Source organism: Geobacillus zalihae (assembly GCF_030414215.1).
GTDB lineage: Bacteria > Bacillota > Bacilli > Bacillales > Anoxybacillaceae > Geobacillus > Geobacillus zalihae.
Genome location: NZ_CP129217.1, coordinates 1,120,027 through 1,133,154 on the forward strand (window position 1 = coordinate 1,120,027; position 13,128 = coordinate 1,133,154).

General features: G+C 54.8%; 17 protein-coding genes. All 17 read left to right on the forward strand.

The features are described from left to right. Nucleotides 1-8 precede the first annotated feature (8 nt). Genes fliF through fliQ form a run of 17 tightly spaced genes read left to right on the forward strand, consistent with a single transcriptional unit; the run spans nt 9 to nt 13,125 of the window. A complete protein-coding gene (gene fliF, locus QWV57_RS05810; RefSeq protein WP_033005281.1) occupies nt 9-1,595 on the forward strand; it encodes a flagellar basal-body MS-ring/collar protein FliF in 1,587 nt (528 codons plus the stop codon). Between the two features lie 12 nt (nt 1,596-1,607). After that, on the forward strand, nt 1,608-2,627 hold the full coding sequence (gene fliG, locus QWV57_RS05815; protein ID WP_015374407.1) for a flagellar motor switch protein FliG: 1,020 nt from the start codon (nt 1,608-1,610) through the stop codon (nt 2,625-2,627). Beyond that, nucleotides 2,611-3,390 (forward strand): flagellar assembly protein FliH, encoded by a 780-nt coding sequence (gene fliH / locus QWV57_RS05820; RefSeq protein ID WP_015374408.1) that lies wholly within the window; start codon nt 2,611-2,613, stop codon nt 3,388-3,390. Before fliG ends, fliH begins: the two co-directional genes overlap by 17 nt. A 19-nt stretch (nt 3,391-3,409) precedes the next feature. Further along, on the forward strand, nt 3,410-4,678 hold the full coding sequence (gene fliI, locus QWV57_RS05825) for a flagellar protein export ATPase FliI (protein ID WP_015374409.1): 1,269 nt from the start codon (nt 3,410-3,412) through the stop codon (nt 4,676-4,678). Between the two features lie 42 nt (nt 4,679-4,720). Next, the gene (gene fliJ / locus QWV57_RS05830; RefSeq protein ID WP_014195451.1) at nt 4,721-5,167 is read left to right on the forward strand and encodes a flagellar export protein FliJ; all 447 of its coding nucleotides are present in this window, start codon (nt 4,721-4,723) and stop codon (nt 5,165-5,167) included. Then, complete coding sequence (locus QWV57_RS05835; protein WP_011230724.1) at nt 5,168-5,779, forward strand: MotE family protein; 612 nt, start codon at nt 5,168-5,170, stop codon at nt 5,777-5,779. After that, the gene (locus QWV57_RS05840; protein ID WP_301101242.1) at nt 5,776-6,966 is read left to right on the forward strand and encodes a flagellar hook-length control protein FliK; all 1,191 of its coding nucleotides are present in this window, start codon (nt 5,776-5,778) and stop codon (nt 6,964-6,966) included. Before QWV57_RS05835 ends, QWV57_RS05840 begins: the two co-directional genes overlap by 4 nt. A 17-nt stretch (nt 6,967-6,983) precedes the next feature. Then, complete coding sequence (gene flgD / locus QWV57_RS05845) at nt 6,984-7,412, forward strand: flagellar hook assembly protein FlgD (RefSeq protein WP_014195454.1); 429 nt, start codon at nt 6,984-6,986, stop codon at nt 7,410-7,412. 18 nt (nt 7,413-7,430) lie between these two features. Continuing rightward, nucleotides 7,431-8,231 (forward strand): flagellar basal body rod protein FlgG, encoded by an 801-nt coding sequence (gene flgG, locus QWV57_RS05850; RefSeq protein WP_081212545.1) that lies wholly within the window; start codon nt 7,431-7,433, stop codon nt 8,229-8,231. 43 nt (nt 8,232-8,274) lie between these two features. Continuing rightward, on the forward strand, nt 8,275-8,499 hold the full coding sequence (locus QWV57_RS05855; RefSeq protein WP_014195456.1) for a flagellar FlbD family protein: 225 nt from the start codon (nt 8,275-8,277) through the stop codon (nt 8,497-8,499). After that, on the forward strand, nt 8,486-8,914 hold the full coding sequence (gene fliL, locus QWV57_RS05860; RefSeq protein WP_011230729.1) for a flagellar basal body-associated protein FliL: 429 nt from the start codon (nt 8,486-8,488) through the stop codon (nt 8,912-8,914). The genes QWV57_RS05855 and fliL overlap by 14 nt, the downstream gene beginning before the upstream one ends. A gap of 28 nt (nt 8,915-8,942) precedes the next feature. Next, entirely contained in the window at nt 8,943-9,947 is a 1,005-nt protein-coding gene (gene fliM / locus QWV57_RS05865) for a flagellar motor switch protein FliM (RefSeq protein ID WP_011230730.1), read from the forward strand. Beyond that, a complete protein-coding gene (gene fliY, locus QWV57_RS05870; RefSeq protein WP_020754640.1) occupies nt 9,937-11,118 on the forward strand; it encodes a flagellar motor switch phosphatase FliY in 1,182 nt (393 codons plus the stop codon). Before fliM ends, fliY begins: the two co-directional genes overlap by 11 nt. 25 nt (nt 11,119-11,143) lie before the next feature. Further along, nucleotides 11,144-11,503, forward strand: coding sequence for a response regulator (locus QWV57_RS05875; protein WP_013145750.1), 360 nt, complete (start codon nt 11,144-11,146; stop codon nt 11,501-11,503). 19 nt (nt 11,504-11,522) lie between these two features. Beyond that, a complete protein-coding gene (fliZ, locus tag QWV57_RS05880) occupies nt 11,523-12,179 on the forward strand; it encodes a flagella biosynthesis regulatory protein FliZ (protein ID WP_015374413.1) in 657 nt (218 codons plus the stop codon). After that, nucleotides 12,172-12,840 carry a flagellar type III secretion system pore protein FliP gene (gene fliP / locus QWV57_RS05885; protein WP_020754637.1) on the forward strand — a complete coding sequence of 223 codons (669 nt, stop codon included), beginning with the start codon at nt 12,172-12,174 and terminating at the stop codon, nt 12,838-12,840. The genes fliZ and fliP overlap by 8 nt, the downstream gene beginning before the upstream one ends. 15 nt (nt 12,841-12,855) lie before the next feature. Next, on the forward strand, nt 12,856-13,125 hold the full coding sequence (gene fliQ / locus QWV57_RS05890; protein ID WP_011230735.1) for a flagellar biosynthesis protein FliQ: 270 nt from the start codon (nt 12,856-12,858) through the stop codon (nt 13,123-13,125). Nucleotides 13,126-13,128 lie beyond the last annotated feature (3 nt).

Genomic DNA, 13,128 nt, shown 5'->3' on the forward strand with positions numbered 1-13,128 from the left:
GGAATTGTATGAGAAGGAAATGGAAAGAGTGGTGGAGCCGCGCTCGCGCGTTTTGGCAGGAACGGACAAAAAAGCAGAAATGGCTCGTGCTCACTGCGGCAGCGGCCGTGCTTTTGGCCGTTGGCGTCGGCGTCTTTTTCGCCACAAGGACGGAAATGGTGCCCCTCTACAGCAATTTGTCGCCGCAAGAAGCGGGGCAAATTAAAGCAACGCTTGACCAGCGCGGCGTTCCGGCCGAAGTGGCGGACGGCGGGACGACGATTAAAGTGCCGAAAGAGCAAGTGGACGCGCTGAAAGTCGAGCTCGCTGCTGAAGGCATCCCGAACAGTGGAGTCATTGACTATTCATTTTTCGGCCAAAACGCGAGCTTCGGCATGACGGATAACGAGTTCAATATGGTGAAGCTGAAGGCGATGCAAACGGAGCTCGCCAACTTGATCAAGACGATCGACGGCGTCGAGGACGCCAAAGTCATGATCAACCTTCCGCAGCCGAGCGTATTCGTTTCCGATGAGAAAGGGGAAGCCTCGGCTTCGATCGTGCTGAAGACGAAGCCGGGCTATCAATTCAGCGACGAGCAAATCAAAGCGCTCTATCATCTCGTCGCCAAAAGTGTTCCGAATCTCTCTACAGATAATATCGTCATTATGAATCAGTTTTTTGAGTATTATGACCTAAAAAATGATGGGGAAAATTCGACAGGGGCGACATTCGCCTCACAGCAGCAAATCAAAAAGCAGATCGAGCGCGACATTCAACGCCAAGTGCAGCAACTGCTCGGCACGATGATGGGGCAGGATAAAGTCGTCGTCTCCGTGACGGCGGATGTCGACTTTACGCAGGAGAAACGAGAAGAAAATTTGGTTTCTCCAGTGGACGAGAAAACGAAGCAAGGTATTGCCGTCAGCGTTCAGCGCATTAAAGAGACGTACTCCGGGAGCGGTGCGCCGCCCGGAGGCGCCGCTGGAACAGGCGCGAACGAAGTGCCGGGCTACCAAAACGCAAACGGCGCAACAAACGGCAACTATGAACGAACCGAAGAGACGATCAACAACGAGGTAAACAAAATCAAAAAGCAAATCGTCGAAAGCCCATATAAAATCCGCGACCTAGGCATCCAAGTGATGGTCGAGCCGCCTGACCCTAATGATCCGAACTCGCTGCCGCCCGAGACGGTCAATGATATTCAAAAACTGCTAGGCACAATCGTTCGGACGTCAATTGACAAAAGCGAGGCGCAAACGCTCACGGATCAAGACATCAACAACCGCATCGTCGTTTCGGTGCAAAAATTCAACGGCAAGCCGACATTCACCCAATCGACGCCGGACCGGCCGGTGTGGTGGTGGTATGCGGCCGGCGCAGGAGCGCTGTTGCTCGTCGCCTTGCTGTTGTTCCTCTGGCTGCGCCGCCGCCGTGAAGACGAGGAAGAGGAAGAAGAACGCTTGTTTGCTCCGCCGCTTTCGACGGAGCCGGATTTGCCGGAGCCGCCGGAGACGGAGGCAGCGTTGCGCCGTCGACAGCTTGAGCGTCTGGCGAAAGAAAAGCCGGATGAGTTTGCCAAACTATTAAAAACGTGGCTATCGGAAGAGTAGGGGGAACGGCGTATGGCAAAGCGCGAACGAAAAGGCGGGCTGTCGGGCAGGCAAAAAGCAGCCATCCTGCTTATCTCCCTCGGCCCGGATGTGTCGGCCTCTGTCTATAAACATTTATCCGAGGAAGAGATCGAGAAGCTGACGCTGGAAATTTCCAACGTCCGTCAAGTGACGACGGAACAAAAAGAGGAAGTGCTTGAAGAGTTTCGACAGCTCGCCCTGGCGCAAGATTACATCGCCCAAGGCGGCATCGCCTATGCGAAAGAAGTGCTTGAAAAAGCGCTCGGCCCGGATAAGGCAATGCAGATCATCAACCGCCTGACATCAGCGCTGATGGTGCGGCCGTTTGATTTCGCCCGCAAAGCCGACCCGATGCAGCTGTTAAACTTCATCCAAAATGAACATCCACAAACGATCGCTCTGATTCTTTCGTATTTGGAGCCGGCGCAGGCAGGGCAAATTTTATCGGCGCTGCCGCAGGAAATGCAGGCGGATGTCGCCCGGCGCATCGCGCTGATGGACAGCACATCGCCGGAGATTATCAACGAAGTCGAGCAAATTTTGGAGCGGCGGCTGTCTGCGACCGTCGTGCAAGATTACACGCAAGCCGGCGGCATTGAGGCGGTCGTGGAAGTGCTGAACCAAGTCGATCGGAGCACGGAGCGGACGATTTTGGATGCCTTGGAAATCCAAGATCCGGAACTGGCCGAGGAAATCAAAAAACGGATGTTTGTCTTTGAAGATATCGTGACGCTCGATCACCGCGCCATTCAGCGCGTCATCCGCGAAGTGGATAACAATGACTTGATGCTGGCGCTTAAGGTGGCGAGCGATGAAGTGAAAGACATCGTCTTCCGCAACATGTCGACAAGAATGGCGGAGACGTTCAAAGAAGAAATGGAATATATGGGGCCAGTCCGGCTGCGTGATGTCGAGGAGGCGCAATCGCGCATCGTCGCCGTGATCCGACGTCTCGAAGAGGCTGGAGAAATCGTCATCGCGCGCGGGGGAGGAGATGATATTATTGTCTAACGTCATTAAAGCGCCAAAATTGGCGGTGCGCTCTGGGAAAAAGACGATCGTCGTGCAGCGCCATGTTTCCGATCTTCCATCGTCCGGCGACGATCGGCAACGGGAGATGGAAGCGGTCGCCGCCGCCAAGGAAGAAGCAGCCGAGCTTCGCCGCCAGGCAGAGCAATATTACGAATCGGTGCGCGAGCAGTTGGCCCGCGACAAAGAGGAATGGCAGCGTGAGAAAGAGCGCCTCATCGAGGAAGCGCGCGCCCGCGGGTATGAAGACGGCTATGCGGCTGGGCGCGAGGAGGCTTTGAGCGAGCACCGCGCGTTGATTGAGCAAGCCCGCCGCTTGGCGGAGCGAGCGAACACCGAATTTTACGCTCGCATCGAATCGACGGCTGAGGCGATGCTGGAGGTGGCGTTAAAAGCGGCCGAACGCATTCTCGGCGCCGCGCTTGAGGGCGATCGAAACGCTTTTTTGCCGCTCGTGCACCAAGCGTTGCAGGAAGTGCGCCAGCAAACGGAAGTGGCCGTTTATGTGCATCCGCACGGCTACGAAATCGTGGCAGAACAAAAAGAGCTGCTGAAATCTCTGTTTCCGCATCGCGTTGATCTATTCATCTACCCGGACGATGCGCTTCCTGAATATGGATGTGTCGTGGAGACGCCGTTTGGACGCATCGAGGCGGGCGTCGATGTACAGCTTGAGCGGCTGCGCGAGGCGCTCTACCGGCGATTGAAGGAGGGGGCGTTTTCTGAACTGGCAGGCGCTTCTTGATGAAATCAACGCTGTCGACTTGTATAAACGGTTTGGCAAAGTGTCGCGCGTCATCGGCTTGATGATGGAATCGAAAGGACCGAAAAGCTCGATTGGGGATCTTTGTTACATCCATGAACAGAGCGGATGCCGGAAAATTCCCGCCGAAGTCGTCGGCTTTCATGAACAGCACGTCTTGCTTATGCCGTTTTCCGCCACGACCCATATCGCTCCCGGCTGTTTTGTCGAAGCGACCGGCCGACCGCTTGAAGTGCACGTCGGCGATGCGCTCATTGGCATGGTTCTGGATCCGCTCGGCCAACCGCTTGACGGGAGCCCGTTGCCGCCCGGGCTGAAGCCGGTTTCGGTCGAACGCGATCCGCCCAATCCGCTCGTTCGGCCGCCGATTGTCGAACCGCTTGAAGTCGGCATCCGCGTCATCGACAGCCTGCTTGCCGTCGGCAAGGGGCAGCGCGTCGGCATTTTTGCTGGCTCGGGCGTCGGCAAAAGCACGCTCATGGGAATGATTGCCCGCCATACGTCGGCTGATGTGAACGTCATCGCCTTAATCGGCGAGCGTGGCCGCGAAGTGCGCGAGTTTTTAGAGCGCGACCTTGGCCCAGACGGCTTGGCCCGCTCGGTCGTCGTCGTCGCCACGTCCGACCAGCCGGCGCTGATGCGCGTCAAAGGCGCCTATACGGCAACGGCGATCGCCGAATATTTTCGCGACCAAGGGGCGGATGTCATGCTCATGATGGACTCGGTCACCCGCGTCGCGATGGCGCAGCGGGAGATTGGCCTTGCCGTCGGTGAGCCGCCGACGACGAAAGGCTATACGCCATCGGTCTTCGCCCTCCTGCCAAAGCTGCTTGAACGGGCTGGAACGAACGCTTCCGGCACGATCACCGCGTTTTATACGGTGCTTGTTGACGGCGATGACATGAATGAGCCGATCGCTGATGCGGTGCGCGGCATTTTGGATGGCCATTTTGTGTTGGAACGCCAGCTGGCGAACAAAGGGCATTACCCGGCGATCAACGTGCTCAAAAGCGTCAGCCGCGTCATGCCCCACATGATCAGCGCAGAGCACCGCGAAGCGGCAAACCGGTTCCGCCGCCTTCTGTCCACTTATATCGATTCGGAGGATTTGATTCAAATCGGGGCGTACAAACGGGGGTCGTCCCAAGAAATTGATGAGGCGATCGAATTTTATCCGCAAATGATGGCGTTTTGCCGCCAAAACATCGATGAAAAAACGACGCGCGCCGAAAGCATTGATAGGTTGTTGCGCTTGCTGTCGGTTCGGTGAGAAATCGCGCGCCATGTTCAGACGATGAAAGGGTGAACAAATGTGACGCCGACGTTTCGGCTGCAAAAAGTGCTGGCGATGAAAGAAAAAGAAAAAGAAAAGGCGCTTGGCGAATACGAGGAGGCGGTCCGCCGGTTTGAGCAGGCAGCCGAAACGCTTTACCGCCTGCTCAAGGAAAAAGAAGAATGCGCGGCGGCTCGGGATGAACAGCTTCAAGCCGGCCTGTCCGTTGGAGACATTCGCCTTAGGCTGCAATATATGGCGAATTTAGAGCGGATGATCGACCATTATCAGCTCGTCGTCATGCAGGCGCGCGAGCAGATGCAGCGCCGGCAGCAGCGTTTGATGGAATTGAATATCGAAGTGAAAAAATACGAAAAAATGCGCGAGCGCATGAAGCGGTGGGCCGAGCAGCTTGAGAGGGAAGCGGAACGCCGCCTGCTCGATGAAATGGCGGTTCAACGTTTTGCAAGGCAAGGAGAGGTATAGATGGCGGAGAGCAAAGTTGAACAGGAAATGCAGGCGAGTTGGTGGCAATGGCTGTTGTTTGTCATTGTCATTCCGAGTGCGTTTGCCGCCTCCTTTCTGTTGTTGATTTTAAACATTGCCGGCGTTGATGTGGCCAAGGCGGCAAAGCAGTGGACCATAAAGGCGCCGTTTGTCTCCGAGTGGATCAACTGGAGCAAAAGGGAGAAAGCTTTGCAAAAAACGATTGAAGCTCAGCAGCAGACGATCAACCAGCAAAAACGAACGATCGCCGACCAACAAAAGCAAATCAAGCAGTTGAAAAACGAATTGGCGGCAAAGGAAAAGGAAATCGCCCAGCTGTCTGCGCCAAGCGGGAAAACGGACGCTCAGGCTGAGCCTGTTGACGAGCCGGCCTTGACGGAAGAAGATGTCGCCGGCATGTATGACGCCATGTCGGAAAAACAGGCGGCGGCGATTTTAGCGGAACTGCCTGAGAGCGAAGCGCTCCGTGTACTGAGCCAGATTGACGGCGACAAAGCGGCAGCCATTTTGGAACAAATGCCGGCTGGGCAGGCGGCGAAACTGTTGGCATCGTTAAGTAAAAGGGCGATGGGGAAGGAGGCGGCCGAATGAAAGTAACGATCACAGCAAACGCGCCGCTATCGGCAGGCGCTATGGCGGTGAAAAAAGAGGCGGAAAACGCAAACGTGTTTGCGGCGTTGCTTGCTGATAAGCAACAAGAGTTATTGCCCGCTGGGGCAGAGACTAGCTTGCTTCAAGAGGAGTCGAGCAAAAACAAAGAGCCAGATTGGCAAAATGGCGGAATGGAAACGGGCGCAGCCGGACAACCATCTTCAGCGGAAAAGAAGCCGGCGCAAATCGAATCATTGTGGCTTGCCCCTTCCCTCGTGGCTGCTTGGGCTGTCGCTCCAATTTCGGCAGCTGCAGGCGCGCCGCTTTTAGCGGCGGATCAGCAGGCGGAAGGGAAAACGAATGATCATGGGACATTTCCGTTTGTCGGTGCGATGAATGGTGAAGAAAAGATTGCCGCTCAGCCGGCGGCCGATGAAGCGGGATTGGAACGTGCGTTCATAACCGACGGACGGAAAAGTGGTCATATCGATGCTGAATCTTTTTCGTCTTCCAGCGGAAAAACAGGGATGTTTCCACCGCTCCTGAGCGACGGCGACCAGCGCCCGTTCCGTGAGCAGGGAGGCAACAGGCCGGTTGTCGCGCTGCCTAACGGAGCTTCTTCCGTCCGTCCGGCTGGCGAAAAAGACATTTCGCTGCCAAAAAGGGGGGACAAGGGACATGGCGGCGAGGCCGCTCCTTCATTCACCACTCCCCCTGCGCTTTTATCACCCTCCTCTTCATCTGTCGGGCTGATCGGCGAGATGCCGGCGTCAGCTGGCGGAAGCGTCGCTGATCAAGTCGCCCACGCGCTAAGGTCGGCGCGGTGGATGAAGTTGCCAAACGGTGTCATGCAGCTTGTCATCCGTCTGCATCCGGAACATCTCGGGACGGTGACGGTGAAAATGACAGAGGAAGGTGGAAAGCTCGCCGCCAAGCTGCTCGTGGCGAACGACGCGGTGAAAGAGTTGCTCTACGCTCATTTGCCGCAGCTTGCTCAGCAGCTTGATGCGAGTTCCATCACGGTCGAAAAATGGACCGTTTGGTCGGATTATGACCGCTCCGCTATGCCGCCGTATTCCGGGAACCGCCAAGGAGGACAGCAGCAGGGCGAATCGCGGCAAAAACAAAAGCGGGAGCCATCATCTTCCTTCCCGTTTGCGCTAGACGGGATCGAAGCTGACGCATAAGGGGGAAAAGAACGAGGATGACAACGAATGCGATTGACGGGAGCTTATGGCTGACAAACGCGGTTCAGCCGGAACGGAAAACGGGCAATCAAATTTTAGGAAAAGACGATTTTCTCAAAATTTTGCTCGCTCAGCTCGAAAACCAAGACCCGCTCAATCCGATGGAAGATAAAGACTTTATCGCGCAAATGGCGAGCTTCTCTTCGCTTGAGCAAATGATGAACATCGCCAATTTGATGCAGCAATGGATGCAAGCGTCAAGCCGCGATGCGCTTTTGCGCTACAGCGAATGGATCGGCAAAACGGTGCACTGGCAAGACGGCGAGACGACGATGAGCGCCGTCGTTCAATCGGTCATGCAAAAAGACGGCCAAGTGACTCTTGGGCTTGATAACGGGACAACGATTGCCGCGGATGCGGTCGTGAAAGTCGAACAAAAAGGATAAAAAGGGGAGAGGAAACCGATGCTTCGTTCCATGTATTCCGGAATCGGCGCCATGCGCAACTTTCAAACGAAGTTGGATGTCATCGGCAACAACATTGCCAATGTCAATACGTACGGGTTTAAAAAAGGACGAACGATTTTCAAAGATTTGATGAGCCAGACGATTTCCGGCGCCAGCGCTCCTGGCACTGCCGGCCGCGGCGGGACGAATCCAAAGCAGGTCGGGCTCGGTTCGCAGCTGGCGGCGATCGACACCGTCCATACGCAAGGCAGTTTGCAAACGACCGGCCGCGTGCTCGATTTGGCCATTTCCGGCGACGGGTTTTTCGTCGTCGGCGATGCGTCCGGCAACAATCGCATGTATACGAGAGCCGGGAATTTTTATCTCGATTCGCAAGGCTATATTGTCAATGCCGATGGCCAATATTTGCTCGGTGTTGGAAATAGCCGCCTTCAAGTTCTGACAGATGCGAAAAGCTTAAGCATCGGAGCGGACGGCCAAGTGACTATTGTGAACGCATCCGGCAACTTGCAGACAATCGGCACGATTCAGCTCGCGAAATTTGCCAACAATGACGGATTAGAAAAAGCCGGCAACAACTTGTTCCGCGAAACGACCAACTCTGGAGCGCCAACGATAGGGGCGCCGGGAGCGAACGGAACCGGAACGATCGTCTCCTGCGCGCTTGAGATGTCCAACGTCGACCTTGCCGAGGAATTCACGGAGATGATCGTCGCCCAGCGCGGCTTCCAGGCGAATACGCGCATCATTACGACATCGGATGAAATTTTGCAAGAGCTTGTCAACTTGAAAAAATAGAATAGGAGGTAGGGCGTGAGCGGCGTCTTGCGCCTGTTGCCCGATGATTTCGTTAACGAAGCTCAACGGCAAACGGTTTGTGCTCAATGCGTTGTACATCGAACAAATTGAAGCGTTTCCTGATACGACCGTGACGCTGACGAACGGAAAAAAATTCGTCGTTCGCGAAACGGTCGAGCAAGTGGCGGCGCGAGCGAGCGAATTTTACCAGCAGCTTGGTGTGTTTCGCTTACCGAAAGCAGGAGGATTGGACCGTGAAAGGGAATAAAGCAATCAAAACGATGATCATTGTGCTGGCGGTCATCGCTTTGGCTGGAACGGCGGCGCTTGTCGCGGTGATGAAGATGGGGCATGCGGAAAAACAAGGGGCGCCAAGCGCTGACGAACTGGCGGAACGATCGATCGACATTCCGGAAATGACCACCAATTTAGCAGACGGACGTTATATTAAAATCTCATTTAAAATTGAAACAGACAGCGATCAAGGAAAAGAAGAGGCGGAGAAACGCGATTTTCAGATGAAAGACGTGATCATCGAGCAACTTTCGCAGATGAAAGCGGCCGACTTTAAAGGAAAAGAAGGGCTGACGGCGCTGAAAGAGAGGCTGAAGCGCGAGATCAACGGATTGATGCAAGAAGGGAGAGTGGAGAACGTCTACATTACCTCTTTTATCCTCCAGTAGCCCTGTCATTGGAAGGGGGGAAGATGAAATGACGGCCGGGGAAGTATTGTCGCAAAGCGAAATTGACGCGTTGCTCGCGGCGCTTTCTGCAGGGGAGATGAGCGCGGAGGAGCTGAAAAAAGAGGAGGAAGGCCGACGCGTCAAAACGTATGATTTTCGGCGGGCGCTCCGGTTTTCCAAAGATCAAATCCGCAGCCTGACGCGCATTCATGAAAATTTCGCCCGTCTGCTGACAACGTTTTTTTCCGCCCAGCTGCGAACATATGTGCAAATTTCGGTCGCATCGGCCGACCAAATTCCATACGAAGAATTTGTCCGCTCCATCCCAAAAATGACGATCATCAATGTCTTTGAGGTGCCGCCGCTCGGCGGGCATGTCCTTTTGGAAGTCAACCCGAACATCGCTTACGCCATGCTTGACCGGGTGATGGGCGGGCGCGGCGTCGGGATGGATAAAGTGGAGCATTTGACGGAGATTGAAACACGCATCATGTCCAATTTGTTTGACAAGGCGTTTGTCCATTGGCGCGACGCTTGGGAATCGGTGGCGGAAGTCGACCCGCTCTTTGTCGATTTTGAAGTCAATCCGCAGTTTTTGCGCATGATTGCGCCGAACGACACCGTTGTCGTCATTTCGCTCAACACGCAAATCGGCGAAGCGCGCGGCATGATGAATGTGTGCATTCCGCATGTCGTCTTGGAGCCGATTATGCCGCGGCTGTCGGTGCATTACTGGATGCAGGCGCAAAAAAAGGAGCGTTCCCCCGAGGAAGCGAAACGGATCGAACAGCGCATCCGCGCGGCAAAATTGCCGATTATCGCTGAACTGGGAACGGCGGTCATCACGGTCAATGAATTTCTTCAACTCGAGGCCGGCGATGTCATTCAGCTCGAGCAGTCGATTCATGAGCCGCTCGTGGTCAAAATCGGCCATATTCCAAAGTTTATCGGCCAGCCGGGGAAGCGGAACAAAAAGCTGGCGGTGCAAATTTTAGCGATGATCGAGGGGGACGAAGACGACCATGATGAATGATGGAATGTTGTCGCAGGATGAAATTGATGCTTTGTTGCGCGGAATGGACAGCGACGGACCTATTCCGGCGCTTCATGATCTTCTCTCTCCGCTTGAGCAGGACGCCCTTGGGGAAATCGGCAATATTTCTTTCGGCAGTTCGGCCACTGCCCTGTCGATGTTATTGAACCAAAAGGTGGAAATTACGACGCCAAGCGTGTCCATTATCGAGCGCACAAGCGTCGCGGATGAATTTCCGCAGCCATATGTCGCCATCCAAGTCAACTATACGGAAGGGCTGCTCGGGACAAACTTGTTGGTCATTAAACAGCAAGACGCGGCGATTATCGCTGATTTAATGCTTGGCGGCGACGGAACGGCGGCCGATGGTCCGCTCGGAGAGATTCAGCTGAGCGCTGTTCAAGAAGCGATGAACCAAATGATGGGTTCAGCGGCGACGTCGATGTCGACCGTCTTTGGCAAGCGGGTTGATATTTCCCCGCCGACGCTCCATCTGCTTGATTTAGCGGAAGGAAAAGGGATGGAATATTTGCCGGACGAAGACTTTTTCATTAAAGTGTCATTTCGGCTCAAAATTGGCGAGTTGATCGACTCAAGCATTATGCAGCTGTTGCCGATCGATTTCGCGAAAGAATTGGTTGCCCAATTGCTCGGCTCGCCGCTTGAGGAGCCGGGGGCAGCGGAAGTGAGCCTTAAGTCGTCGGCGGACGACCGGCCGTTTCGCGAGCCGCAGCCTGTTCCAATTGACGTTCAGGCAAACGGCGGTGCGGCCGCTTCAGAAGCGGCGAGCCGCTCGACGGATGGACCGCCGGCTGGGCGGGCGGACAAGGAGAGGGAGGGTGCAGCCGCTCGGCATATTCAAACCGCCGATTTCGTCGAGTTCGATGCCCCGCCGCTTGCGGCAACGGAGGCGCGCAATTTGGAGCTGCTGTTTGATGTGCCGCTGCAGGTGACGGTTGAACTCGGGCGGACGAAGCGGTCGGTGCAGGAAATTTTGCAGCTGTCGACTGGATCGATCATTGAGCTCGATAAACTGGCCGGCGAACCGGTCGATGTGTTTGTCAACAACAAGCTGATCGCGAAAGGCGAGGTTGTCGTCATCGATGAAAATTTCGGCGTCCGCATCACGGACATCATCAGCCAAAGCGATCGGCTGACAAAGTTAAAATAAACAGGCGTTTGGGAGGTTAGGGGACATGGCAAGAGTGCTTGTCGTTGATGATGCGGCATTTATGCGCATGATGATTAAAGACATTTTGACGAAAAACGGACATGAAGTCGTCGCCGAAGCGGCCGATGGACGGCAGGCGATCGAGAAATACAAGGAAACGCGGCCCGATGTCGTGACAATGGATATTACGATGCCGGAGATGGATGGGATTGCGGCGCTCAAGGAAATTAAAAAAATCGACAGCAATGCCAAAGTCATTATGTGCTCCGCGATGGGGCAGCAGGCAATGGTGATTGATGCCATTCAAGCCGGAGCGAAAGATTTTGTGGTCAAGCCGTTCCAAGCGGACCGCGTCATCGAAGCGATCAACAAAACGATCGGGTGAGCGATCAGAGGTGGAAACGATGGCAATTTGGCGCTGGGCGGCCGTTTTGCTGGCAGCAGCCATTGCTTTGGGGCCGACGCCGGCATCGGCCGCCCAAAGCCCCACGGTCGCCGACTGCCTGCAGCATCCCGATTCATGCGGGCCGTCAGCTCCTTCCGGGCAGCAGACAAACCAAACAGCGAATCAAGCCGCTGATGCGGTTTCCGCTTCCGATGTGCTTCGGCTCATCGGCGCGACTGCCTTTGTCCTCATTCTCCTTTATGCGGTGTTAAGGTGGATGTCCCGCCGTCAGTCGTTTGTTTCAAGCCAAAAGGGCGTCATCGAGCATCTCGGCGGGACGAGCGTCGGGACGAACCGCTCTGTACAGCTCATTAAAGTCGGCCGTCGGCTGCTCGTCATCGGTGTCGGTGATTCGATTCAGCTTCTGAAAGAAATTGAAGACGAACAAGAAATGAATGAACTGTTGGAGCAACATCGCGCACGGTTGGAGCGAATGGCGGAGTTGGGCCGGCTTGGCTCCTTCCTTCGAGGCGAGTGGACGGGGAAATCAAAGCGGAAAAACGGTTTGCCGCCGTCGTTTTCGGCGCTGTTGGCGGAGGAGATGAAGCAAATGGCCGAAAAGCGAAACGAGTGGCTCAATCGGTTGAAGAAGAAAGGGACGGCGGACGATGAGTGAATTTGTCCATATGTTTGATTCGATGGCTCCCGAGCACGTGTCGACAGCGGTGAAGCTTCTTCTGTTGCTCACCGTGTTGTCGATCGCACCCGGCATTCTCATTATGATGACATGTTTTACCCGCATCGTCATCGTTTTGTCGTTTGTGCGCACGGCGCTCGGCACACAGCAGATGCCGCCGAACCAAGTGCTCGTCGGGCTCGCCTTGTTTTTAACGTTTTTCATTATGGCGCCGACTTGGAAAGACATCAACGATCAGGCATTGCAGCCGCTGTTTGCCGACAAAATTGACTTGGAGGAGGCGTATGAACGGGCGGCTGTTCCGCTGAAGCAGTTTATGAGCCAATACACCAGGCAGGAAGATTTGGCGCTGTTTTTATCATACAGCGGCGCCAAACAGCCGAAAACGGTCAACGACATCCCGATGACCGCGCTCGTGCCGGCGTTTGCCATCAGTGAGTTGAAAACGGCGTTTCAAATGGGCTTTATGATTTTTATTCCGTTTTTAGTCATCGACATGATCGTCGCCAGCGTCTTAATGTCGATGGGGATGATGATGCTGCCGCCCGTGATGATTTCGCTGCCGTTTAAAATTTTATTGTTTGTCCTTGTTGATGGCTGGCATTTGGTCGTCAAATCATTGTTGCAAAGTTTTCAATAAAGATAGGTGGCGTTTATGAGTGCCGATTTCATCATCCGCCTTGCTGAACAAGGCGTGTATATCGTGCTTGTCGTCTGCGGGCCGCTCTTGTTGTTGTCCCTTGCCGTCGGGCTTGTCGTCAGCATTTTCCAGGCGGCGACGCAAATTCAAGAGCAGACGCTCGCGTTTGTGCCGAAAATCGTCGCCGTCTTGCTTGGACTTGTGTTTTTTGGGCCGTGGATGCTCTCGAAAATGGTGTCGTACGCGCACGATATTTTCAACAATCTTGCTTCGTTTATAGGCTGATCG

What these genes read in the sequence shown, in the direction of transcription:
- fliP (WP_020754637.1), top strand. Translation starts at nt 12,172, where the DNA reads ATGAGTGAATTTGTCCATATGTTTGATTCGATGGCTCCCGAGCACGTG.
- QWV57_RS05855 (WP_014195456.1), top strand. Translation starts at nt 8,275, where the DNA reads ATGATTTCGTTAACGAAGCTCAACGGCAAACGGTTTGTGCTCAATGCG.
- fliY (WP_020754640.1), top strand. Translation starts at nt 9,937, where the DNA reads ATGATGAATGATGGAATGTTGTCGCAGGATGAAATTGATGCTTTGTTG.
- fliZ (WP_015374413.1), top strand. Translation starts at nt 11,523, where the DNA reads ATGGCAATTTGGCGCTGGGCGGCCGTTTTGCTGGCAGCAGCCATTGCT.
- QWV57_RS05840 (WP_301101242.1), top strand. Translation starts at nt 5,776, where the DNA reads ATGAAAGTAACGATCACAGCAAACGCGCCGCTATCGGCAGGCGCTATG.
- fliH (WP_015374408.1), top strand. Translation starts at nt 2,611, where the DNA reads ATGATATTATTGTCTAACGTCATTAAAGCGCCAAAATTGGCGGTGCGC.
- fliG (WP_015374407.1), top strand. Translation starts at nt 1,608, where the DNA reads ATGGCAAAGCGCGAACGAAAAGGCGGGCTGTCGGGCAGGCAAAAAGCA.
- flgG (WP_081212545.1), top strand. Translation starts at nt 7,431, where the DNA reads ATGCTTCGTTCCATGTATTCCGGAATCGGCGCCATGCGCAACTTTCAA.
- flgD (WP_014195454.1), top strand. Translation starts at nt 6,984, where the DNA reads ATGACAACGAATGCGATTGACGGGAGCTTATGGCTGACAAACGCGGTT.
- QWV57_RS05875 (WP_013145750.1), top strand. Translation starts at nt 11,144, where the DNA reads ATGGCAAGAGTGCTTGTCGTTGATGATGCGGCATTTATGCGCATGATG.
- fliF (WP_033005281.1), top strand. Translation starts at nt 9, where the DNA reads ATGAGAAGGAAATGGAAAGAGTGGTGGAGCCGCGCTCGCGCGTTTTGG.
- fliM (WP_011230730.1), top strand. Translation starts at nt 8,943, where the DNA reads ATGACGGCCGGGGAAGTATTGTCGCAAAGCGAAATTGACGCGTTGCTC.
- fliQ (WP_011230735.1), top strand. Translation starts at nt 12,856, where the DNA reads ATGAGTGCCGATTTCATCATCCGCCTTGCTGAACAAGGCGTGTATATC.
- QWV57_RS05835 (WP_011230724.1), top strand. Translation starts at nt 5,168, where the DNA reads ATGGCGGAGAGCAAAGTTGAACAGGAAATGCAGGCGAGTTGGTGGCAA.